Origin of the sequence: Vreelandella neptunia (assembly GCF_022489065.1) — a bacterium.
Lineage (GTDB): Bacteria > Pseudomonadota > Gammaproteobacteria > Pseudomonadales > Halomonadaceae > Vreelandella > Vreelandella neptunia_A.
Genome location: NZ_JAKVTW010000005.1, coordinates 21171 through 42276 on the forward strand (window position 1 = coordinate 21171; position 21106 = coordinate 42276).

Below are 21106 nucleotides of genomic sequence, written 5' to 3' on the forward strand. Positions count from 1 at the left end.
AGCCAGTGATACGTATACATTCTCTAACGTGAACAAAAGAAAAGCGTAATTTTATAAACGTGTGTGGTGGCGCATGCTGAGACCATGTCTCATAGCGATGGAGCTAGACACCATGTTTGGAATTAAAAGCAAAACGACACCTAAAGCCTCGCGTACCTCATCAGCAGATACGTCGTCTAAAACAGCACTCAACCAGCACTACTGGATGCCGTTCAGCGCCAACCGCGATTTCCATGCCAATCCGCGTGTGATCGCTGGGGCGGAAGGGCGTTACTACATTGATGACCAGGGCCGTAAGCTATTTGATTCGCTTTCCGGGCTATGGACTTGCGGCGCGGGGCATAACCGCGAAGAGATCCAAAAGGCCGTGTCAGCGCAGTTAGGCAGCCTCGATTTTGCGCCAGGTTTTCAGCTTGGCCATCCGCTGGCGTTCAAGCTTGCGGAAAAAGTCGCTAGCCTCACACCTGCTGGGCTTGACCATGTGTTTTTCACCAATTCGGGTTCAGAAGCCGCTGATACCTCTGTCAAAATGGCCAAGGCCTACTGGCGGTTAAAAGGTAAGCCTGAGAAAACCCGCATGATTGGCCGTGCCAAGGGCTATCACGGGGTGAATATCGGTGGTACCAGCCTGGGCGGTATCGGTGGCAACCGTAAACACTACGGTCAGTTGCTGGATGTATCGCACCTACCGCACACTCTCCAAGCGGGCCACGCTTACACCCGTGGCCAAGCGGAAACCGGTGCCGAACTTGCCGATGCGCTGCTTGACCAAATTGCCCTTCACGATGCCTCTACTATTGCAGCGGTGATTGTTGAGCCGATGTCTGGCTCGGCGGGCGTCATTGTGCCACCTAAAGGCTATCTGGATCGGCTGCGCGAAATCTGTACCGCTCACGATATTCTGCTCATTTTCGATGAAGTGATCACTGCCTTTGGGCGCAGTGGCGCGACCACAGGCGCGGAAGCCTTTGGCGTGACGCCGGATATCATGAACGTGGCCAAGCAGATTACAAACGGCGCCATTCCTATGGGTGCGGTAATAGCTTCCAGCGAGATTTTCGACACCTTTATGCACGCTGGTGGCCCCCAGCATGCCGTCGAGTTCTCCCATGGTTATACGTATAGCGCCCACCCGGTGGCTTGCGCGGCGGGTCTAGCGGCGCTTGAAATGATGGAGCGTGAAAACTTCCCCGCTCAGGTTAGCGCCATCGCGCCCGCCTTTGAGCAGAAACTTCACGCCCTGCAAGGTCGCAATCACGTCGTTGATATTCGTAATTATGGTTTGGCAGGGGCGATTCAGCTAACGCCGCGAGACGGCGACCCCATTATTCGGCCACGGGATGCGCACATGGCGCTCTGGGAAGCGGGGTTCTATGTGCGCTACGGCGGCGACACGCTGCAGTTTGGCCCTCCGTTTGGCACCAACGAAGCCGAGCTTGAGCGCCTGTTCGACGCCGTGGCGACCACCTTGGATTCGTTAGCATAATCTACTGATCAACTTCAGAGAGTTTAAAAATGAGTGATGTTTCCCACCTGATTAACGGTGAATTAGTTCGAAGCCAGCGCACGCTGGATGTGACTAATCCCTCAACGGGCAAAGTGATTCGCCAAGTGGCGGATGCCAATGCTGCCGACGTAGAGCGTGCCATTTCTGCCGCCCAGGCGGCATTTCCCGCTTGGCGCGATACCCCGCCTGCTAAGCGCGCCCAGGTAATGTATCGCTTTAAACAGTTGCTTGAAGATAACGCTAACCGTTTAGTACAACTGGTCAGCGAAGAGCATGGTAAAACCCCTGAAGACGCCATGGGCGAGCTTAAGCGTGGCATCGAAAACGTCGAGTATGCCTGCGGCGTGCCAGAACTGCTTAAAGGTGAATACTCCCACAACGTAGGGCCGGGCATTGATGCCTGGTCTAACTTCCAGCCCTTAGGCGTGGTGGCGGGCATTACGCCGTTTAACTTTCCCGCCATGGTGCCGCTATGGATGTATCCCATGGCGATCGCCTGCGGTAACACCTTCATCCTTAAGCCTTCAGAAAAAGACCCTTCATCAGCCATGGCGGTAGCTGAACTACTTCAAGAGGCGGGGCTTCCTAAAGGCGTGATGAATGTGATTCACGGCGGTCGCGAAGCGGTAGAAACGCTGCTGGACTCCAAAGCGGTTAAAGCCATTTCCTTTGTTGGCTCAACGCCCGTAGCGGAAGCGATTTACTCGCGTGGCTCCGCTGCTGGTAAACGCGTTCAGGCCTTGGGCGGGGCGAAAAACCACGCCGTCGTGCTGCCGGATGCCGACCTGGAAAACGCCGCCAATACGCTAATGGGCGCAGCATTTGGTAGCTGCGGCGAGCGCTGCATGGCAATTTCGGTGGCGGTATGTGTCGGTGATAAAACGGCCAATCGCTTAGTCGAAACCATGCTGCCTAAAATTGCTCAGTTAAAAGTCGGCCCCGGCACTAAAAAAGATCTGGATATGGGACCGCTTGTAACGGCAGAGCACCGGGATAAAGTGCTAAGTTTTATCGAAGATGGAGTGAAAGCCGGGGCAACGTTGGTCGCCGATGGTCGTGATCTGCAAGTCGCTGGTTACGAGGAGGGCTACTTCGTGGGTGGCTGCCTGTTCGATAACGTCACCGCCGAGATGCGCATCTACCAGGAAGAGATCTTTGGCCCGGTACTTTGTGTGGTTCGAGTTGGCAGCCTGGATGATGCCATGCAACTGATTAACGACCATGAGTACGGCAATGGCACCTGCCTGTTCACCCGCGATGGCGAAGCCGCTCGGCGCTTTACCGATGGTGTAGAAGTGGGCATGGTCGGGGTAAACGTGCCGCTGCCAGTACCGGTGGCCTACCACAGCTTTGGTGGTTGGAAGCGCTCGCTGTTTGGTGATCTTCACGCCTACGGCCCGGATTCAGTGCGTTTCTATACCCGGCGCAAAGCGGTTTCCCAACGCTGGCCGTCGGTTAGCGAAGCGACAACGGCGGAGTTCTCGTTCCCCGCCAATCAAAGTTGACGTCTTGGGGTAACTAGGACATCTTCTCAGCACCACCGCACTGCGGTGGTGCTTTTTTTGGTCGTTTACTTTAGCTGTAAGGAATAAAGGCACCGTGGCGCGAACTCAGGACGAAATTCGGCAAACCAACGTTAAAAAGATACTTTTGGCAGCGGAGCAGCTATTCGCCGAAAAAGGCTACGCCGGTGCCTCCATGGGTGAAATCGCCAATCTGGCCGATATTCCCAAGTCTAACGTTCACTACTACTTCTCCACCAAAAAAGCACTCTACCAAGATGTATTGCTAGAGCTTTTAGAGGTATGGAAGCAGGACGCGCTCTGCTTTGAGCTCTTCGATGACCCCCGCGTGGTACTTTCCAGCTATATCCGCGCCAAGATGACCCACTCCCGCAATCGCGCCCACGGCTCAAAAGTATGGGCGGCCGAAGTGATGCAGGGCGCCCCGATCCTTAAGGAGCGCCTGCGCGATAACCTCTACGAATGGGCCAAGCTCAAAGAGTCGAAAATTCGTGAATGGGTGGAGTCCGGGCAGATCAATCCCGTCGAGCCTTCCTATCTGCTCTATATGATCTGGGCCTCCACCCAGCACTACGCCGATTTTGATTACCAAATCTACCTGCTCAACGATAACCAACCGCTGGACGACCTGCAGTTTGAAAAAGCCGTTCAGTCGGTGACTTCGGTGATTTTGAAGGGCATTGGGCTGACGGCATAGCTGAGAAAAGATGGCTTGAAAGCTTATAAGTAGACACCTAGACTATGGTTATATAGTTTAGGTGTCTACTTATGGATCAAATGATCGCTCGCCAACGCTTGGATGCTTGGGATCATCAGGGGCGCACTGTCTTCACGCTGCGAGATCTCGCCAAACTGTTCCATGAAGATAGCCCGAAAACGCTGCAAGAGGGCGTGAACCGCCTCCGTCGTCATGGGGTACTTGAGGGTGTTGCGCGGGGTATCTATCACTATGTGCTATCTCGAACCCCAGACGCTTATCGGCTGGAGCGTATCGCTCGAGCCATGCGCCGGGGCGAATACAGCTATGTTTCTTTAGAGTCTGCCTTATCTGAATATGGCGCTATCTCACAGATTCCGGTTGATCGACTGACGATTATGACGACCGGCCGAAAGGGAACCTACCGGACACCTTATGGCACCATCGAGTTTACCCACACGCGGCGCCCAATCACCGAACTTATGGGCCGCATGAAGGATATTGGCCGCCCTCTCAAGATTGCGACGCCAGAAGCCGCTTGGGCTGATCTAAAACGTGTAGGGAGAAATAACCACTTAGTGGATGTCGAGGTGCTAAATGAGCCGGATTGAGCCTGGTGATTATGAACAGCTAGTGGCGAGGGCAATGGAGGATCCAGCGCGTAAAGCGATGCGTCCGGTGATTGAAAAGGAGCTGCTGCACTTTGATATTTTGTATGCTCTTGATCGGGAGGGGTTGTTAGATACGCTGACGTTCCAGGGTGGGACTTGCTTGCGGCTTTGCCGGGGATCTCCGCGATTCAGTGAAGACCTGGGTTTTGCGGGAGACCGAGACTTTAAACGCCAAGATTTTCTGCAAATAAAAGAATGTATTGAAGAGTATGTCAGTCGCCGCTATCGCCTAGTGGTGACGTTCAAAGCCCCCAAAGAGCTAAGAGACTATCCTCGCTACGCCGATGTGCGTGTCGACAAGTGGCAGGTTGCTGTTGTGACAGCGCCGATGCGCCCAGACATTCCTAAGCAGCGAATCAAATTGGAGATCGCCAATATTCCTGCCTACACTCGTGAGGCACATGCCATACAGATTAATTATCCTTTTCTGCCGGATGGTTATAGCGATCTTTTGGTAGTCACTGAGAGTGACGATGAGATCATGGCAGATAAACTTGTCTCGTTGGTAAATACGAAAAGGTATGTACGCCACCGGGATATTTGGGATCTGCAGTGGTTAAAACAGCAAGGCGCAACACTCAATCTTGATTTGCTTCAGCGCAAACTCTCGGATTATAGCGTTGAAGGTTACTCAGCCAAGGCGCGCGGCATGATTGAGCGTTTGCCAAACATCATTTCAGGCACAGACTTTCACTCCGAAATGACGAGATTTCTACCCACTGACACGCTGGCGCGAACGCTGGATAATCCGCTATTTGCTAGCTTTCTTTCGAGAGAACTCACAGCGTTGCTTAGTTCGGTTGTCGCAGCGCTAGACGGGCCTGATCCAAACACACGACCTCCTGAATTTAAGCTTTGAAAACTAATTTACCTGCTCAACGATTTTAAAAGTCGTTCAGTCTGCTATCAGGCGAGGCGTTGAAGGAGCACTCGAAATCCCTTTTACGACGACCCCTGTTTTTCAGTTACTGTTAACAAAAGAGGGCATGTTCTGATGATACGAAATCTTGTTGGTTTTCTCCCTCTGCTTATTACAGCCCTTTTATGTGCTCAAAGTGCTTATGCCCAATCAACAGTTCAAACGTTAGACATCGAATCTGAAGAGGGCGCAGCGCTATTAGGTCGCCTGCGTGAAGGTGGGCTGGTGATGTTTATTCGCCATGCCGATACAGCCGGGCAGCAATGCGACACCTATAACTATAGCGCTGGGCGAGCAGGACAACGCAACATCTCACCAACAGGACGCGAACAAGCGGTTCAGCTCGGTGAACGGATTGAGGAACTCGAAATACCTATCGCGGAACCGATCCTGTCTGGCCCGGTGTACCGTGCGCGTGATACCGCTGAACTGGCTTTCGGCGTCGATAGAGTCAGCGTAACCGATAGCCTGCTCGCGGATGATTATGCCCGTGGGCGTCTCGACTGGGTGTTGTCAGAGCATCGACGTCTGTTCAGTGAGCCTGTGGCGAAAGGAGAAAATCGCGTTCTAGTTGGTCACCGCACTCCTGCTCAAATGATTTTCGGAAGCATCGTTTCCGGCACAGGTTTGCCGGAAGCTGGCGTTCTAGTGCTGGAGCCTCGCGTGTCTGAAGACAGCAAACTGCTGGGTGTTCTGGAAATTGTCCCGGCTATTGATGGTGGTAATCCACCCTGTTCGTAGGGTTGACGCGATGACCGTTCGATATGTTGCCTATGTTGTCTAAGTCTAAAACTTCATAGGGCTTAGTCTTTATCAGTAGCCGCCTGCTCAGCAATCAAGCACAGCAGCTCATACATAATGGTCGCGCCCAGCAGTGCGGTATTGCCGCTTTGGTCAAAAGGTGGAGAGACTTCCACCACATCGGCGCCGATGATTGGTAGGCCGCGAAAACCGCGCACCAACTTAAGCGCTTGCAGGCTGGTGAGGCCACCTACTTCTGGGGTGCCGGTGCCCGGGGCAAAGGCGGGGTCGATGCTATCGATATCGAACGAGAGATAAACCGAGCCCTCACCCACTACGCGGCGGGCTTCGGCGATGACCGCTTCAATCCCAAGTGCATCAACTTCCTCCATAAACATCACCCGCATGCCGCTAGCGTCAGAATAATCCCAGCCTTGGGTGGTGTTTTGTGCGCCGCGAATACCAATCTGCACCGTGCGTTTAGGATCAATCAGGCCATGTTCGCAGGCGAGCCGGAAGGGGCCGCCGTGGTGAAATTTTGAGCCCTGAAACTCATCCCACGTGTCGGTGTGGGCATCGATATGGATGAGGCCCACTGGACCATCGGACGCTAAACCACGCAGAATCGGATAGGTAATCGAGTGGTCGCCACCGGCACTTAGCGGGATAACGCCTGCCCGGCGAATGGCACTGTAATAAGCGGCAATATCATTGGAGACTTGCTCAAGATCGTAGATCGACGAAAAGCGCACATCCCCAATGTCGGCAATACGTGCCTGAGCAAACGGGTCTAGCCGGGTAACATGATGCAGGCTGCGCATCATGCTCGACTGGTTGCGAATCTCACGAGGGCCGTGGCGGGTGCCTGGGCGATTGCTGACGCCGCCATCAAACGGAATGCCGACCAGGGCAATATCAAGCTCCTCCAATGAGTCGGCGAGCGGTGCACGCAAGAAGCTGGCTATTTCGCGATAGCGTGGTTCTTGGTGCGGTAGGTAACTTTCGCCAGTGGCGGCATTGCGGCGATTACCGTCGGTGCCCTTGGCCATTTTGCTCTCCTTATCGGGTTAGGCTCGCTAAGCTGGCGGCCAGTAGTTGAGTGCCTGCAACTGCATCATCGAGTTCAGTATGCTCGTCCGGGTGGTGGCTAAGGCCATCGCGGCAGGGCACAAACAGCATTGCCGTTGGGCAGTGGTTGGCGAGGTGGATGGCGTCATGAAAAGCACCTGACACCAATCTCGGTGCGGTTATTCCCAGTTCATTGGCTGTGTCATCAAGTAACGCAGTCAGTGTTGCGGGAAACGCGACTGGCTCAACCCGAGATAGCGGTGTCAGGGTTGCTTGGCAGCCCGCCCAGGTCTGCTGCGCAAGCTGATTAAATTTGGCTTCCAGCGCTTTGAGCGTTAGCGCTTCGGGGTGGCGTAAATCAATGCTGAAGGAAACGTAGTCAGGAATGGTGTTTACCGAGCCAGGACTAACGGCGAACTTGCCGATGGTAAAGCGCACCCGGTCTTCGTTGTCTTTCGCGGCTTCCCGTAACGCAGTTGCCAGTGCACAGGCGCCCTCTAACGCATCGCGGCGCATAGCTCGCGGGGTAGTGCCCGCATGGTTGGCACTTCCTGCTACGGTTACTTCGAACCAACTAACGCCCTGAATTCCTTCCACAACACCTGCGGAAGCACCGGTGCGCTCCAATATTGGGCCTTGCTCAATATGCAGTTCCAGGAAGGTGTGCATGGGCGACGCCAATGGGCGGCGTGGCACACCTGCGGCGTCAAGCTCCGTCAAGCAAGTATCTAAAGCACTTCCCAGGCTGACGCCGTCGCTGTCTTCAACCTGGCGCGTTTCATCGAGGCTGCGCACGCCGCAAAATACCGCTGAACCCGAGGTGCCGGGGGAGAAGCGCGCGCCCTCTTCGTTGGTCCAACTCACCAGCGATAGCGGGCGGCGCGGGGCAAAGCCAGCCTGTTTAAGTGCGCGAAGTGCTTCAAGGCCAGCAAGCACGCCGAGTGCGCCATCGTACTTACCACCTGCCGGTTGGCTATCCAAGTGACTGCCGGTAACCACGGGAGCAAGCTCAGGGTCGCTGCCGGGAATATCAAGAAACACATTGCCGATGACGTCTACGCTTGCCGTTGCCCCCAGCGCACTGGCCTGCTCAATCAGCCACAGCCGCGCCCGGGTATCGTTGTCGTCAAGCGCAAGGCGCGCCACACCACCATCTGAACGAGCACCAAATTTGGCCACCGTTGCCAAATCATTGGCTAAACGCTCTGGGTTAACCGCTCTCGCTATCGCCTTGATATCTAACAAAGAGCTGTCAGTTGGATGATTGATGTGGCTGTACATTAGGCTCTCCAGGGTTGTTTGTTATTCGTAAACTTCGAAATGCACCTCGACGGGTACGCAGTCTGCGCCGTTGATTGGGATGATGTCTTGAGGGCAGGCGGACATTGCCACAATACAGTCCATTTCAGCGCGTAGCTCAACATAGTCGCCCGCTTTTGAAACCGGCGGGCACCAGTCGACTTTCATCTGGGCGTTAACCGGAATATTCATCCACAGGTTGAATGGCTGGGGCACTTCGGGTGCCTCTGTGCCAATGGCTTGCATGGCTAAGCGCAGGTTGTCGGCACAGCTATCATGATAGCCCTCTACGCCCAGCGTCATATAGCGGAACAGGTCACAGGCGGCCATCAACGTATCGTGAATGCCCGGCGAGGTGTCGGCGGTGAGGGTCATAATGGGGCGGCGACGGTTACTCATCAGTGGGTCGCCTACCTGAGGAATCAGCCCACTCAACCAGGCGCGGCCATGCTCCCAGGACATAAACTCATTGGGGTTAGCGGTGCTGAACGCCCAGGTATCGCACACCTGAGTGCCATGAGTATTGATAATACGGATAGTTTGCCCGGCCTTTAGGCGAACTGCCTTGCCGCCGCGGGCGGCGACTTCGTAACGTTCGCCGAGCACTGGCGTGCCATCGGGGGAAATGGGGTTGTCCAGGGTGTGATTGTGACCACAGGGCTCACTATTGCTGTGGGGCAATTGGTCAATGCGCGCGTGGTCAAAGCGTGTGTCAGTACTCATAGGATGCTCCAGGTGTGTCGTAATGGTTTTAGCTAATCGGTGCTTGTCTGTCGAATCAGTCGATATGGCGCTCGCGCCAAGTATTCAGAAACTGTTGCAGGCGCTCGCTTTTGGGTTGGCGGAATAACGTGGAGGGCGGGCCACTTTCTACCACGCGGCCTTGATCCATAAAGATCACCCGGTCAGCGACTTTGGCGGCGAAGCCCATCTCGTGGGTGACGATCACCATGGTCATGCCATCGGCGGCCAGCTTCTTCATCACGTCCAGCACTTCACCGACCAGCTCAGGATCAAGCGCTGAGGTAGGTTCATCGAAGAACATCACCCTGGGCTTCATGGCGAGCGCCCGGGCAATGGCCACGCGCTGTTTCTGGCCACCGGAAAGGCTCTCGGGGAAATGGCCAGCACGATCAGCCAGGCCGACTTGTTCGAGCATCGCCATGCCGTCTACATCGGCATCACGGCGAGACAGACCGTTAACCAAGCGCAGCGCCTCGGTCACGTTCTCAAGCGCAGTACGGTGGGGCCAGAGATGAAAGTGCTGGAACACCATGCCGACCGGGGCGCGCACTTCATCGACGCGCTTTTCGCTGGTGCGCACACGTTTACCGCTGCGGTCCTCATAGCCCAACAACTGGCCATCGATATAGACGCTGCCGTGATCATAAGGCTCCAAAAACGCCAAACAGCGCAGCAGCGTCGATTTACCCGAGCCGGAGGGGCCAATCACACAGACCACCTCGGAAGGGGCGAGGCTAAAGTCGATGTTGGTCAATACTTCCAGCTCGCCAAACTGCTTACTAATGCCATGTGCCTCAACAATGGCTTTTTGGCGGGTAGGTGTAGGCGCTGAGAGCGTGTCAGCCGTTGGCATGGGAGTTATCCTTTTGAGCGACTTGGCGCGGTTAACGATTAGCTAAGCGTTTTTCCAGTGCATAGCCGCCCCGGGCAACCAGTTCAATCATTAGCCAGTAGAGCAGCGCCACTGCTAGGTAGGGTTCAATGACCTGGAAGGTCTGGTTAACGATCGTGGTCGCATTTTTAGTCAGATCGTCCACCGAGATAATTGAAATCAGGGCGGACTCTTTCACCAAAATGATGAGTTGGTTAGTGCTGGGCGGTACGATCAAGCGCGCCATTTGAGGAATTTGAATGCGTATTAGCGCGTGCCAGGGGGAGATGCCGATCATCCGTGCCGCTTCAAGCTGCCCTTTCGGAATCGACTTGAAGCCGCCACGATAAATTTCCGCAAAGTAACCCGCGCCATAGAGGCCTATTCCAACAACGCCAGCGATGCTAGCGCTCAACGTCAAACCGATGCTGGGGCCGCCGTAATAGAGCAGGAACAGCAGAATCAGCAGCGGCACGCCGCGGCATATCTCCACATAGCAGGCCACCGGGTAGCTGAACAACCGTGGATTGGCCAGCCGCAGCGCTGCCAGTACCAATCCCAATGAAAGCGCTACTAGGCAGCCTAATAAGCAGATCCACAGGGTGTTCCATAACCCTTGCAGAATCAGGCCTCGCGCTTCCCAGAGCAGGGCAATATCTAACATAGCGGACACTCCCTTATTCTGTGGCCAGGCCGCCGACCATGCGGCGTTCTAAGTAAGCGCTGATGCGTGCCAGCACCAAATTGACCGCGAGATAAAGCAGCGCGGCAGCCAAATATGTTTCCAGCGGCTGAAAGGTGCGCGAAGCAATTTGTTCGCTGACGCGCATGAGTTCGGTGACCGCAATTACTGAGATCAAAGAAGAGTTTTTGAGAATAGTGATGATCTCGTTGGTTAACGGCGGCAGCGTCAGTCGAAATACCTGGGGCATAATAATCCGCCTGCGGGTTTGCCAAGCGGAGATGCCCGCCATGCGCGCCGCTTCTATTTGCCCTGCGGGAATATGGCTGATACCACTGCGGAAAATTTCCGCCTGAAAAGCAGTAGTATTCAGCGTTAAGGTCAAAATAGCCGCGTGAATAGGCGCTATCTCAATGCCGATTTCTGGGAGTAAGTAATAGACCAACAGCAGTTGCAGCAAAATAGGGGTGCCACGCCAAAAGCTGCGGTAAAGCCCACAGGGCCAGCGCACCAGGCGGTACCGGCTGGTCAAACCAAAGGCCAGCAAAACGCCTAATACCAAGCCCAATGCGATGGCGGAAAGCGAGACCACCAAAGTGGTGGTCAAGCCTTTAAGCAGCACAGGGTAGTGGTTGAGTAATATCTCAAACATGATGCACCCTTAGAAAAAAGAGAATCGGCTTAGCGAACTTCGTGCCGATTTACTCGGGAGCAGGCAGCTCTAGTGGCAGCTCCATTGGGCCGCCGAACCACTTCTCTTGTAATTCTTCCAGGGTGCCGTCTTCATTGAGGCGTTGGATCTGCTCATCCATGAAGGCGTTAAGCGATGCGCTTTCTTCGTCATTACGCCCTGCCCAACTGAAATAGACCGGATCACCGAAGGTGCCTACCACTTCAAATACATCTGGGCGGGTGCGCTCGGCTTCGAGCAGGTTAGGAAGACTATTGATCACCACATCGACACGGCCAGTGCCCAGCTCGGCGTAGGCTTCGTCAACGCCCGTGTAGGTGCGGATATCTTCCACGGGCGTGCCCGCTTCCTCAAGCTCGGCGGCCAAGGCTTCTAGTGCTTCCAGTTGAGCGGAACCCGCTTGAGCGGCGGCGACTTTGCCGGCGATATCTTCAGGTGAGCTGATGTCATCCTCGCCAGCGCGTTTGAGAATCGCCATGGTGGCATCGGCAATCGGCGCGCTTAAGTGGTAACGCTCCATGCGCTCTGGGGTGGCGGTGACCGAGGTGATCACGTAGTCAAAACGCTCGCGCTCCAGGCCCGGCAGAATTCCTTGCCAGGGCAGATCCATACGGATCAGCTCAACACCCTCAAGCTCTTCCATGATGTGTTCCATTATGTCGGCGGAGTAGCCGACAATTTCGCCATCTTCAATGTATTCAAAAGGGGCGAAGCGCGCTTCAGTGCCGACAGTAAAGGTGCCATCTGAGCGAATGTCGTCTAACAAGTCGCTATGAGCAGTAGTGGCGAAGCTAACGCCAAGTAGGAGGCCTGCGGTAATCGTGTGGATGCGTTGCATGGGGATGCTCCTCGGGTGGTGATACTCGAATCAGCGGCAAAGGCCTGCTGAGCAAGAACCCCTTGAGTAAAGCAGGCGTTATGCAACAATAAAACTGCTAGTTTTCGATGTTCATACCCATTTTATTGATGTGATTTGCACTAACGTAGAGCACTCTAATGAAACTCTCAGCTGCTGACCTTAAAAGCCTCTCGGTATTCCTTGCGGTGACCGAGCACCGCGGTTTCGCCGGTGCGCAAACGGCGCTACACATGAGCCAGTCCGCCATCAGTTTTCATATCCGTGCGCTTGAGGAGAGGGTGGGGTTCACCGTATGCAACCGGGGGCGGCAGGGGTTTGAACTGACCGAGCGGGGCGCCATTGTGTATGAGCGCGCTAAATTGCTGCTTGCTTCGGTAGACGATTTTGATAGCGAGATGAGCGAGCTGCGCAGCTCGGTTTACGGCACGCTGCGTTTAGGCGTGGTCGATAACACCATTATGGATGTGGACCTTGACCTACAGGGGGTGATTGGCGAGTTTCTACGCAAAAACCCCAAAGCGCGGCTCAATATTACGGTAGGTAGTCCTGACCGCTTAATAGGCGAGATCGCTAACGGTGAAGTACAGCTCGGTATCCTGCCGGAAACCGCGCAAATGGCAGGCTTGCAGCACCGCCAGGTCTATACCGAAGTACACGGTATTTATTGCGCAAAAAAACATCCGCTATTTACCCGCGACAGCACCCTGTTAACGGTCAATGAGGTGATCAACCACCCCTTTGTGGTGCGTCCTTATGCCAACCTGCAAGAGCTTAAAAGCTTTCCTAACGCCCAGGTGGGCGCCCATGCTTCGAATATGGAGGCTCAGGCGCTGCTGATACTGAGTGGCCACTTTATCGGCAACTTGCCTCACTATTACGCCAACCACTGGGTCGAGCGAGGCGAACTCAAAGCGCTGCTGCCGGATCAGGTCGAAATCGCCTCGCCGTTCTGTGTGGTTACCCGGTCAGGTCGACGGCCCTCGCTAATTGTGCGTACTTTCATTCAAGAGCTGGTAGCCCGGTTGTGGCAGCAGTCGCATTTGGTTGAAGCGTATAAAGGGGATGAGCTGTTCAAAACCTCGCTTAAAACCTCACCGCCGCCTGCAGACTAACTTCCAGTGGGTCGCCGACCACTACCCGCGTGCTGCCGCCGCTTGATGGGTAGTAAGTAGTGTCGAATAGGTCCTTGGCATTAAGCTGTAGGTGCAGGTTGTCCCCCAGCCAAGGCGTATCCCAGCCGATAAAGGCATCGGCGACGGTGTAGGCGTCTAACTGGAAGTTATTGTCCGCGTCGCCTTCGCGCTCACCCACATAACGCACCCCGCCGCCCAGCCGCCAGCCACCCAACCCAGGTGCGGTGGTTAAGTCGTGCGCCAAGTAGAGGCTTGCGGTATGCCGTGCGGCGTTGGTCAGCCGGTTGCCCTGGGTGCCTTCGGTATCTTTGAGCACTTCGGTGTCGGTATAAGCGTAAGCGCCTAGCAGTGAAAGCTGATCGGTCAACTGGCCGGAAATTGTGAGCTCCAAACCCTTGGAGCCCGCTTCACCTACCGTGCGGGTCACGCCGTTGTCGGAAACGGCCACATTCTCTTTACGGATATCAAATAGCGCAGCGGCCAACGAGAACTGGTCGTTCCATAAGTGCTTCACGCCAATTTCAATGCCCATACTGTGCTCAGGGTCCAGCGTTTGGCCGGTGTCACTGTCGGCGCCATTTGGTACGAAGGCTTCGCTGTAGCTGGCATAAATCGATGTATCTGGAGTCAGGCGGTGCAGCAGACTGATCAAAGGCAGAAAAATATCGTCGCTGATATCTGTGTCAGTAATGAAATTCTGACCACGTCCACCAAACTGCTCGTAGTGGGTGTAACGCCCACCTAATCCGAGTATCCAGGCCTCGCTTAAGTGCCAGCGGTCATTCAGGTAAACGCCGGTGGTATTAATCTCATCCAAACGCTGGCTAAGCGAGCTCCTGAGGCTATCGCTATCCAGGTTTAGGCCGCCGTAGCTAATGTCATATATATTCTGATCGATGACCGCCGTGCCGCGATACACCTCGGCCAGATAATCCCGTTGGCGCTCATGATCTACACCGATAGTGAGGTCGTGGCGCATACCTGCCAGAGTGGCGATGCCTGTGGTGTCCCAAGCGGTGTACTGTACGCGGCGATCAAAGCCGTAGTTGGCATCGGCACGGCGGGTGAGCGCGCCGGTGCCTTCATTGACACGCAGCACCCGCGGCTGGCCATCGCTGTACTGGCGGCGGTTCCAGCCGTAGGTCAATCTTGTTGACCAGTCGTCGTTGATATCCTGTTCCCACCAGGCGGTGACGGCTTCGTCGTGACCGAATACCCGTGACCAGGGTTCGTCGAAACGGCGGTCATTGGGCACCTTGGCGGGCTCTCCGTCGACAATCACCGTGCCGCGATCTAGATTCAAGTCGTAGTCGCGATACTCATAGGAGATCTGAGCACGGCTATTGCTGCCCTTCCAGCGCAGTGAAGGGGCAACGATAGTGCGTCGGTTATTACCGAAGGCGCGAAAGGAGTCTTCGTCTTCATGATGGACGATAAACCTGAATGCCAGCCCGGTATCGGCCAGTGGGCCGGTGACATCCACGCTGGCATTGCCGCCGCCAAGGGAGGTGGCTTCGGCGCTGATCTCGCGCTGCCACTCGTACTCAGGGCGTTTGGTGACCAGGTTGATCACCCCGCCAGGATCCTGCTGGCCTTGAAAGAGCGACGCTGGCCCCTTGAGTACTTCGACATGATCCACCGTCGCCATGGAGAAGGTGCCGCGGGGTTGGCGAATGCCGTCGATCAGCGTCGAGCCATCGCTGTTGCTGCCAAAACCACGCTTTATAAAGCCGTCTTCGGTGCCACCCATATTGTTACCTTCGGTCACCCCCGCGACCATCGCCATCGCCTCAGTGAGGCTGTCGATATTATGATCGGCCATTACCTGGGCAGTGACTGTCTCTACGGTGCGGGCTTCTTCCAGAAACGACACCGGCTGTTTGCTGGCCAAACTGGAGCGCTGGGCGCGATAGCTCTGCGGGGCCACGTCAGTGAGGCGGTCTGAGGTGACTATCACTGTTTCTGAAACTGTTTCTGAAGCGGCCTCGTTGGCTTGTTGCGAGTAGGCATAGGGCAGCGGGTTCAGCAGTAGCAACGGCGAAAACATCGCAATGGTTCGGGAGCGGAGCATGGGTGGTACAGATCCTTTTTATCGTCAGTGGGTGGAATGAGCAGGCGTTATTGAGCGTTGAGTGCGCCCCAAAAATGTCCCGCGCGACTTATCGATGGCGGGGTAGGCAGCAGCGTTTCGAAAGTGGCGGCCGGGTCGAGATCGCTAAACAGCGTGGGGTGCAGCCACTGGGCAATACGCTCCAGCGCAACAATGGCGAAGGGCCCTTGGTGGAAGCCATGCCAAAGTGCGTAGAACTGCCCTTGCTGAACGGCGTCGAGATGCTGCCAGCCGGGTAGTTCTTGGCTAAGCGAGCGCAGGTCTTGGGCAATCTCTGCATCGCTAATCCCAATCCCTACGCTGATGCCACCGCCTGCTGCCCACTGCCCCGCGGTATTGATAACGACCTCAGGCGGGTGGCTCAGAACCCACTCGTTGCTTAACGTCGCCGATGCGCCTGGGGTTAACGCCTCGGCAATATTATCGCCGCCCGCCCGCGCCACTAAGTCGGCAAGCCCGTTACGTAGATTTGTGCGGCAACAGTCAACTTTGACCCCAGGGGCGACATTGATCAGCACGGTGGGGGCGTCGGCGGGCCGCTCTGCCAAGCGCTGGTCGATAAGCGCCATACGCTGCTCAATCAGGTCAATAACGTGGTTAGCTCGCGGGGTTGCATCCAACACTTCGCCTAGCAGCGTCAGGCTTGTAGGCGTGTTTTCCAACGGGTGACGGTTAAAGTCGATAAACAGGTAGGCAATGCCCAGCTCGTCCAGTAGCCTTGCCAACGGGGAACCTTCCACACTGCTCGCTCTGGAGAAATCGAAAAGCACCAGATCTGGGGCCAAGTTCAGCAGCGCTTCACTATCGAGCTGGGGTATTGGCGCGCTGGAAAGCGTGGGCAGTCGGTCTAGCGCAGGCCACTGGGAGGCGAAGCGTTGCGCCATGGCGGGGTCAAACACGGCCAGCGGATAAGCCCAGCCCGCCAAGTGCGGGGTAGGGTCATCCAGTAGCGTTGCCAGCGCATAAAGCTGCCGCGGCTGGGTAAGGAACAGGCGAGTTGGGGGCGCTGAGAGCATTACCTGACGGCCTGCTAAATCGGTAACTTGTTTAGGGAAGCCCTCTTGAGACTCACCCGCCCAGCATGCGACAGCGCTTAACAAACTCATCCAATACAGCAGGTTCATAGCCAAGCGGCGCATTTCGGTATCCTGGGGTTAATTCGCAGAGAGGTCGCTGACGCGATCGCTTAGCACCACCGGCCGCCCCAGCGAGCAGTGCTCTACGCGGGCCTCTACACCGTAGGCGGCGCGTAGCACGTCGGGTGTGATCACGTCCTGTGGGTCGCCAGCGGCAAGCAGTCCGCCGTTACCAAACAGCAGCACCTGGTCGCAGAAACGCAGCGCCAGATTGATGTCGTGAATCGCCATTAGACAGACCGCCTGACGCTCCGCGATGACGGCGCGTACGGTGTCAATCAACGCCAACTGCCAGCGCAGATCCAGCGCGCTGGTGGGTTCGTCCAGCAGGAATAGCGCGGGCTGGCGGGCAATCGCCTGGGCTAGGCCAACCATCTGGCGCTGGCCGCCGGAGAGCTCGCTTAGCGGGCGTAGGGCTAGTGACCGAATGGCCAACGCATCGAACACACGTTCGATTAATGCGTCAATTTCTGTACGGCTTAGGTCCGGGCGTACGGCACGGCAGGCGCTAAGCACCGCTTCATAAGCGACCAAGGTGGTGGCCTGTGGGAGCGTTTGCGGTAAGTAGCCCACATGGCGCATTCGCGCTGCACCGCTGAGGGTGGCGAGGTCGATATCGTTAAGCTGCATTCGCCCGCTGAACGGTTGTAAGCCAGCGATAGCTTTTAACAGGGTCGATTTACCCACTGCATTGGGCCCCAGCACCGCGACCAGCGATCCAGGTGGCAGCGTGGGCAAACTTAGTTGCTCAAAGATGCGCCGTTTGCGATAGCCGGTAGAGAAATGGTTGAGGGTAAAGCCTGCACTCATCGCGTTCGCCCCTGCAGCATGATCAAGGCCATAAAGAAGGGTATGCCCACTAGTGATGTCACTAACCCCACCGGCAGTACCAGCCCATCGACCAGCGTTTTACTGGCGATAGAAGCAAGCGAAAGCACCAGCGCCCCGGCCAGAGCGCTGCCCGGCAGGTAAAAACGGTGTTCTTCACCCAGTGCCAGTCGAGCCATATGCGGACCGACCAACCCAATAAAGCCAATGGTGCCCACAAAGGCAACCGCGGCGGCGGCGAGTAGGCTCACTCTAAGCAGCGAGATAAGCCGCAAACGCTCAACCGGGATACCAAAACTACGCGCGTGCTCATCGCCCGAGCGCAACGCCGTCATCGCCCAGGCGCTGCGCAGCGAGAAGGGCAGGCAAACGGCCAAGACCGCCGCCACAATGGCTACCGTCTCCCAGGAGGCACGGGACAGGCTGCCCATCGTCCAAAACACTAACTGCTGTAACGCATCGGGGCTGGCAATCAACTGTAAAAGTGCGACCAGTGCGTTGAGTACAAAGACTAGCGCAATACCAAACAGCACGATGATTTCACGGCTGGCGCCATAGAGGCGCGAAAGCGCATTGATGGTCAAAATCGACGCCGCAGCAAATACGAACGCCATCAAGGCGGTGGCGTAGTGGGCATTTAAACCAAAAAGGGTGAGATTAAAGACAATCACCAGCGAAGCACCCAGGGTGGCTGCCGCACCCACGCCCAGGGTAAACGGGCTGGCTAGCGGGTTGTTCAGCACTGTTTGCATCTCTGCCCCCGCCAGGCCCAGTGTGGCGCCTACCAGCACTGCCATGAGTGCTACCGGGATACGGATCTCCCAGACAATGGCCTGCTGAACCGGCTCTTGGGCCTGGGCGTCAATAACAAGAGCGACCAGATTGCTAAGGGGAATATGCGCAGGGCCACTGGCGATGTCAGCTAGCAGCGATATTGCTAACGCTATAGCTAACCCCGCGACAATCAGCAACCGGGTAACAATAAAGCGCCGATAGGTGGATGCCAACGGAGCAGCAAGCGGCGTAGAGGCGGGCATCGTGAAGGTGTTTCCAGGTGAGAACAAAAAGTTAATAGGCTTAGTCTTATTTGCGACTAAAACTCATTCGTATTTTTATTTTCATCCTTTAGTCGTGGCTTTGTCAACTGCTGGTAACCTGTCATCACCTGATTGCTGTGCTGCTTCCCCTATGTTCTATTAAAGAGCTAGTTCTATTGAAGAAGTAGGCTTTATTGAACATATAGACGCTATTGACGCAGTATTTGGCCTACACTTACCTGTTGTTACAGACAAGGATCAAGGAGTTCACCATGACCGATATAGCCGCTCTACTAGGCAGTGACGCCGATAGTTTGCTTAACCACACTTGCCAAGGGGTTCGTCGTGAGGACTTGCATCTCCCTGGCCCCGATTTTATTGATCGTGTGATGGCCGATAGCGATCGCAGTCCTGCGGTGCTGCGCAACATGCAGGCGTTTTTTGATCATGGCCGCCTGGCGGGCACCGGCTACCTCAGTCTTCTGCCGGTAGACCAGGGCATTGAGCACTCCGCAGGAGCCTCCTTTGCGCCTAACCCGCGTTACTTTGATCCGGCCAACATTGTCGAGTTGGCTATTGAAGGTGGCTGCAACGGCGTGGCCTCCACGCTTGGCGTGCTGTCGTCGGTCGCGCGGCGCTACGCCCACAAGATCCCGATGATGATGAAGCTAAACCACAACGAGACTCTGAGCTACCCGGCGATATACGACCAGACGCTATTTGCCGATGTCGAACAGGCCCACGATATGGGCTGCGTGGCGGTGGGGGCGACGATTTACTTTGGCTCCCACGAGAGCCGTCGGCAAATCATGGAGATTAGCGAAGCCTTCGAGCGTGCTCACCAATTGGGTATGGTGACTGTATTGTGGGCATATCTGCGTAACCCTGATTTCAAACAGGGTGGCACCGATTATCACGCCTCTGCCGATCTAACCAGCCAAGCCAACCATATGGCCGCCACCCTCAAAGCGGATATCGTCAAGCAGAAACTGCCTGAGAATAACGGCGGCTACAAAGCGGTTGGGTTTGGTCATACCCACGATGATGTCTACAGCAAGTTGACCACTGACCACCCGATCGACCTGGCTCGCTACCAGGTAGCCAACTGCTTTATGGGGCGCGCTGGGTTGATCAACTCCGGCGGTGGCTCCAAGGGGCACTCTGACTTGGGTGAAGCCGTCCGCACGGCAGTGATCAACAAACGCGCAGGGGGAATGGGCCTGATTTCTGGGCGCAAGGCCTTCCAGAAGCCGATGCAGGAAGGCGTCGACCTGTTGCATGCCATTCAGGATGTTTATCTCTCAGCTGACGTGACAGTGGCCTGACCTTCCAGTTGCGAGCAGTGGGGAGCGCATTGATCAACCCGCAAGCCAGGGCGTGCTGTGCACTTATTTATGCACATTAAACACGCCCTGGCCCACCACAACGGCATCCCCACCCACCGTGACGAAACCGGGCTTAATCTCGCCATTGGCGGCGGTATGTATAACGCTGGGTCGGCCTATCTCAATACCTTGATGAATATTGCAGTGGATGGCGATTTTCTGGGTAGAGGCCAGATAGCCAGTCAATGCAGCCGCTGCACTTCCGGTAGCGGGATCTTCACAAATACTGGCGTGCATACAGAACATACGGCTTCTGATCTCGATTTCTGCGTTGCCTGATGGCGCCTTTACGTACAGGTATATCTGTTCCGCGTTGCTCGTCATCACCGCACTTGCCCATGTGGCGGTGGAGATGCTTACGCTTTCCAAAGCGTTACGATCGGCGAGCTCGATCAGATGAAAAGGGAGTCCGAAAGAGGAAAATACGGGCTCGCCAATTAGCTGATGCTTTTCAAGCCCCAACAACGTTGCAGCGGTGGCGTGATCAAGTGTGCTATCCCTGATGTTGGCAGGCTGGGCAGTCGTAAACGTTGCCCTTCCTTGGTTATAGCTAACCGCTAGCTCGCCAATGGGTGGCTGAAGAATCAATGTCTGCTCAGGGTTTACTAGGTTCAGCGCCGCCAGCAACTGTGCGGTGCCTACCGTGGGGTGGCCTGCAAAAGGTAGCTCACGGGTAGGCGTGAAAATCCGCATCGGGTAGTGATTCGGCCCTGTAGCGGCGCTTAAAAACACCGTTTCAGCGAGGTTAAGTTCATTGGCCACCGCCTGCATGGTGTTAGTTGATAGGTCATCAGCGTCTAGAAACACGGCCAGTGGATTACCGGTAAATGGCTGGTCGGTAAAAACATCGAGTAAGTAATACTCAGCGGTTTTCATAAGGTCCTCTTTTAAAGGTGGTCTGCTTCCAAAAGGCTTTACGGCCCTCTTTTAACGCCTGTGTGCGGTCAAGGCCAATATCCTCAAGTAGCCGATCATCAAGTGTCATTAACTGGCGGCGGCTACGACGGTAGTGGCGGTACTGGCGCAACTGATAACTTAGCTGATAGCGAAACTGAGTGAGGCTGAAGCGTTGCATGGCTAATCCTCCGTTGATGTGTTCACCCAGATTACTCAGTGCTACTATTTGAATACAGATATAGGTTTTTTTATTTTTAGGATACAGAAGGGCGTGTTATACCTCTGTATGGTAGCTAAGTAGATCATCT

The 21106-nt window shown here is 55.5% G+C and carries 21 protein-coding genes; 8 read left to right on the top strand and 13 right to left on the bottom strand.

Annotated features, from left to right (window positions below; genetic code table 11):
* Positions 1-112: 112 nt before the first annotated feature.
* The 6 genes from MLE19_RS09105 (at position 113) to MLE19_RS09130 (ending at position 6058) form a co-directional block, all read left to right on the top strand.
* Positions 113-1486 (top strand): aspartate aminotransferase family protein, encoded by a 1374-nt coding sequence (locus MLE19_RS09105; protein ID WP_240717865.1) that lies wholly within the window; start codon positions 113-115, stop codon positions 1484-1486.
* A gap of 29 nt (positions 1487-1515) precedes the next feature.
* Complete coding sequence (locus MLE19_RS09110) at positions 1516-3012, top strand: CoA-acylating methylmalonate-semialdehyde dehydrogenase (RefSeq protein WP_240717866.1); 1497 nt, start codon at positions 1516-1518, stop codon at positions 3010-3012.
* Between the two features lie 94 nt (positions 3013-3106).
* Complete coding sequence (locus MLE19_RS09115) at positions 3107-3727, top strand: TetR/AcrR family transcriptional regulator (protein WP_240717867.1); 621 nt, start codon at positions 3107-3109, stop codon at positions 3725-3727.
* Between the two features lie 71 nt (positions 3728-3798).
* A complete protein-coding gene (gene abiEi / locus MLE19_RS09120; protein WP_240717868.1) occupies positions 3799-4338 on the top strand; it encodes a type IV toxin-antitoxin system AbiEi family antitoxin in 540 nt (179 codons plus the stop codon).
* A gap of 34 nt (positions 4339-4372) precedes the next feature.
* Positions 4373-5257, top strand: coding sequence for a nucleotidyl transferase AbiEii/AbiGii toxin family protein (locus MLE19_RS09125; protein WP_240717869.1), 885 nt, complete (start codon positions 4373-4375; stop codon positions 5255-5257).
* A 135-nt stretch (positions 5258-5392) separates the two neighbouring features.
* Positions 5393-6058: a histidine phosphatase family protein gene (locus MLE19_RS09130; protein ID WP_240717870.1), complete on the top strand. Its 666-nt coding sequence runs from the start codon at positions 5393-5395 to the stop codon at positions 6056-6058.
* Positions 6059-6120: 62 nt separating this feature from the next.
* On the opposite strand, the gene speB is transcribed toward MLE19_RS09130, so the two are convergent.
* Genes speB through MLE19_RS09165 form a run of 7 tightly spaced genes read right to left on the bottom strand, consistent with a single transcriptional unit; the run spans position 6121 to position 12251 of the window.
* On the bottom strand, positions 6121-7107 hold the full coding sequence (speB, locus tag MLE19_RS09135) for an agmatinase (protein ID WP_240717871.1): 987 nt from the start codon (positions 7105-7107) through the stop codon (positions 6121-6123).
* Between the two features lie 10 nt (positions 7108-7117).
* Positions 7118-8407 carry a M20 family metallo-hydrolase gene (locus tag MLE19_RS09140; RefSeq protein ID WP_240717872.1) on the bottom strand — a complete coding sequence of 430 codons (1290 nt, stop codon included), beginning with the start codon at positions 8405-8407 and terminating at the stop codon, positions 7118-7120.
* A gap of 21 nt (positions 8408-8428) precedes the next feature.
* Entirely contained in the window at positions 8429-9148 is a 720-nt protein-coding gene (locus MLE19_RS09145; protein ID WP_240717873.1) for a DUF1989 domain-containing protein, read from the bottom strand.
* A gap of 55 nt (positions 9149-9203) precedes the next feature.
* Entirely contained in the window at positions 9204-10022 is an 819-nt protein-coding gene (locus MLE19_RS09150; protein WP_276322402.1) for an amino acid ABC transporter ATP-binding protein, read from the bottom strand.
* Positions 10023-10053: 31 nt separating this feature from the next.
* Positions 10054-10704, bottom strand: a complete 651-nt coding sequence (locus MLE19_RS09155) for an amino acid ABC transporter permease (protein ID WP_240717874.1) — start codon at positions 10702-10704, stop codon at positions 10054-10056.
* A gap of 13 nt (positions 10705-10717) precedes the next feature.
* A complete protein-coding gene (locus MLE19_RS09160) occupies positions 10718-11374 on the bottom strand; it encodes an amino acid ABC transporter permease (RefSeq protein ID WP_240717875.1) in 657 nt (218 codons plus the stop codon).
* 49 nt (positions 11375-11423) lie between these two features.
* Positions 11424-12251 carry a transporter substrate-binding domain-containing protein gene (locus MLE19_RS09165; RefSeq protein WP_240717876.1) on the bottom strand — a complete coding sequence of 276 codons (828 nt, stop codon included), beginning with the start codon at positions 12249-12251 and terminating at the stop codon, positions 11424-11426.
* A gap of 158 nt (positions 12252-12409) precedes the next feature.
* Between MLE19_RS09165 and MLE19_RS09170 the strand changes: the two genes are divergently transcribed.
* Entirely contained in the window at positions 12410-13384 is a 975-nt protein-coding gene (locus MLE19_RS09170) for a LysR family transcriptional regulator (RefSeq protein WP_240717877.1), read from the top strand.
* Here the strand turns inward: MLE19_RS09170 and MLE19_RS09175 are convergent.
* From MLE19_RS09175 to MLE19_RS09190, 4 genes are read right to left on the bottom strand one after another with little or no spacing between them, the layout of a single operon-like run.
* On the bottom strand, positions 13356-15476 hold the full coding sequence (locus MLE19_RS09175; RefSeq protein ID WP_240717878.1) for a TonB-dependent siderophore receptor: 2121 nt from the start codon (positions 15474-15476) through the stop codon (positions 13356-13358). The two genes, MLE19_RS09170 and MLE19_RS09175, sit on opposite strands and share 29 nt — an antisense overlap.
* Before the next feature lie 47 nt (positions 15477-15523).
* Positions 15524-16654: an ABC transporter substrate-binding protein gene (locus MLE19_RS09180; RefSeq protein WP_240717879.1), complete on the bottom strand. Its 1131-nt coding sequence runs from the start codon at positions 16652-16654 to the stop codon at positions 15524-15526.
* Positions 16655-16669: 15 nt separating this feature from the next.
* A complete protein-coding gene (locus MLE19_RS09185) occupies positions 16670-17461 on the bottom strand; it encodes an ABC transporter ATP-binding protein (RefSeq protein ID WP_240717880.1) in 792 nt (263 codons plus the stop codon).
* Entirely contained in the window at positions 17458-18516 is a 1059-nt protein-coding gene (locus MLE19_RS09190) for a FecCD family ABC transporter permease (protein ID WP_240717881.1), read from the bottom strand. Before MLE19_RS09190 ends, MLE19_RS09185 begins: the two co-directional genes overlap by 4 nt.
* 272 nt (positions 18517-18788) lie before the next feature.
* Between MLE19_RS09190 and MLE19_RS09195 the strand changes: the two genes are divergently transcribed.
* Positions 18789-19841, top strand: coding sequence for a class I fructose-bisphosphate aldolase (locus MLE19_RS09195; protein ID WP_240717882.1), 1053 nt, complete (start codon positions 18789-18791; stop codon positions 19839-19841).
* A 63-nt stretch (positions 19842-19904) separates the two neighbouring features.
* Here MLE19_RS09195 and MLE19_RS09200 read toward each other — a convergent pair whose 3' ends face one another.
* Both MLE19_RS09200 and MLE19_RS09205 read right to left on the bottom strand, forming a co-directional pair.
* Positions 19905-20777: a PhzF family phenazine biosynthesis protein gene (locus MLE19_RS09200; RefSeq protein ID WP_240717883.1), complete on the bottom strand. Its 873-nt coding sequence runs from the start codon at positions 20775-20777 to the stop codon at positions 19905-19907.
* Entirely contained in the window at positions 20764-20976 is a 213-nt protein-coding gene (locus MLE19_RS09205; protein ID WP_240717884.1) for a DUF1127 domain-containing protein, read from the bottom strand. The genes MLE19_RS09200 and MLE19_RS09205 overlap by 14 nt, the downstream gene beginning before the upstream one ends.
* Positions 20977-21106 lie beyond the last annotated feature (130 nt).

What these genes read in the sequence shown, in the direction of transcription:
- MLE19_RS09160 (WP_240717875.1), bottom strand. Translation starts at nt 11,374, where the DNA reads ATGTTTGAGATATTACTCAACCACTACCCTGTGCTGCTTAAAGGCTTG.
- MLE19_RS09140 (WP_240717872.1), bottom strand. Translation starts at nt 8,407, where the DNA reads ATGTACAGCCACATCAATCATCCAACTGACAGCTCTTTGTTAGATATC.
- MLE19_RS09110 (WP_240717866.1), top strand. Translation starts at nt 1,516, where the DNA reads ATGAGTGATGTTTCCCACCTGATTAACGGTGAATTAGTTCGAAGCCAG.
- MLE19_RS09125 (WP_240717869.1), top strand. Translation starts at nt 4,373, where the DNA reads ATGGAGGATCCAGCGCGTAAAGCGATGCGTCCGGTGATTGAAAAGGAG.
- MLE19_RS09195 (WP_240717882.1), top strand. Translation starts at nt 18,789, where the DNA reads ATGACCGATATAGCCGCTCTACTAGGCAGTGACGCCGATAGTTTGCTT.
- MLE19_RS09175 (WP_240717878.1), bottom strand. Translation starts at nt 15,476, where the DNA reads ATGCTCCGCTCCCGAACCATTGCGATGTTTTCGCCGTTGCTACTGCTG.
- speB (WP_240717871.1), bottom strand. Translation starts at nt 7,107, where the DNA reads ATGGCCAAGGGCACCGACGGTAATCGCCGCAATGCCGCCACTGGCGAA.
- abiEi (WP_240717868.1), top strand. Translation starts at nt 3,799, where the DNA reads ATGGATCAAATGATCGCTCGCCAACGCTTGGATGCTTGGGATCATCAG.
- MLE19_RS09200 (WP_240717883.1), bottom strand. Translation starts at nt 20,777, where the DNA reads ATGAAAACCGCTGAGTATTACTTACTCGATGTTTTTACCGACCAGCCA.
- MLE19_RS09165 (WP_240717876.1), bottom strand. Translation starts at nt 12,251, where the DNA reads ATGCAACGCATCCACACGATTACCGCAGGCCTCCTACTTGGCGTTAGC.
- MLE19_RS09145 (WP_240717873.1), bottom strand. Translation starts at nt 9,148, where the DNA reads ATGAGTACTGACACACGCTTTGACCACGCGCGCATTGACCAATTGCCC.
- MLE19_RS09190 (WP_240717881.1), bottom strand. Translation starts at nt 18,516, where the DNA reads ATGCCCGCCTCTACGCCGCTTGCTGCTCCGTTGGCATCCACCTATCGG.
- MLE19_RS09105 (WP_240717865.1), top strand. Translation starts at nt 113, where the DNA reads ATGTTTGGAATTAAAAGCAAAACGACACCTAAAGCCTCGCGTACCTCA.
- MLE19_RS09205 (WP_240717884.1), bottom strand. Translation starts at nt 20,976, where the DNA reads ATGCAACGCTTCAGCCTCACTCAGTTTCGCTATCAGCTAAGTTATCAG.
- MLE19_RS09130 (WP_240717870.1), top strand. Translation starts at nt 5,393, where the DNA reads ATGATACGAAATCTTGTTGGTTTTCTCCCTCTGCTTATTACAGCCCTT.
- MLE19_RS09170 (WP_240717877.1), top strand. Translation starts at nt 12,410, where the DNA reads ATGAAACTCTCAGCTGCTGACCTTAAAAGCCTCTCGGTATTCCTTGCG.
- MLE19_RS09155 (WP_240717874.1), bottom strand. Translation starts at nt 10,704, where the DNA reads ATGTTAGATATTGCCCTGCTCTGGGAAGCGCGAGGCCTGATTCTGCAA.
- MLE19_RS09185 (WP_240717880.1), bottom strand. Translation starts at nt 17,461, where the DNA reads ATGAGTGCAGGCTTTACCCTCAACCATTTCTCTACCGGCTATCGCAAA.
- MLE19_RS09150 (WP_276322402.1), bottom strand. Translation starts at nt 10,022, where the DNA reads ATGCCAACGGCTGACACGCTCTCAGCGCCTACACCTACCCGCCAAAAA.
- MLE19_RS09180 (WP_240717879.1), bottom strand. Translation starts at nt 16,654, where the DNA reads ATGCGCCGCTTGGCTATGAACCTGCTGTATTGGATGAGTTTGTTAAGC.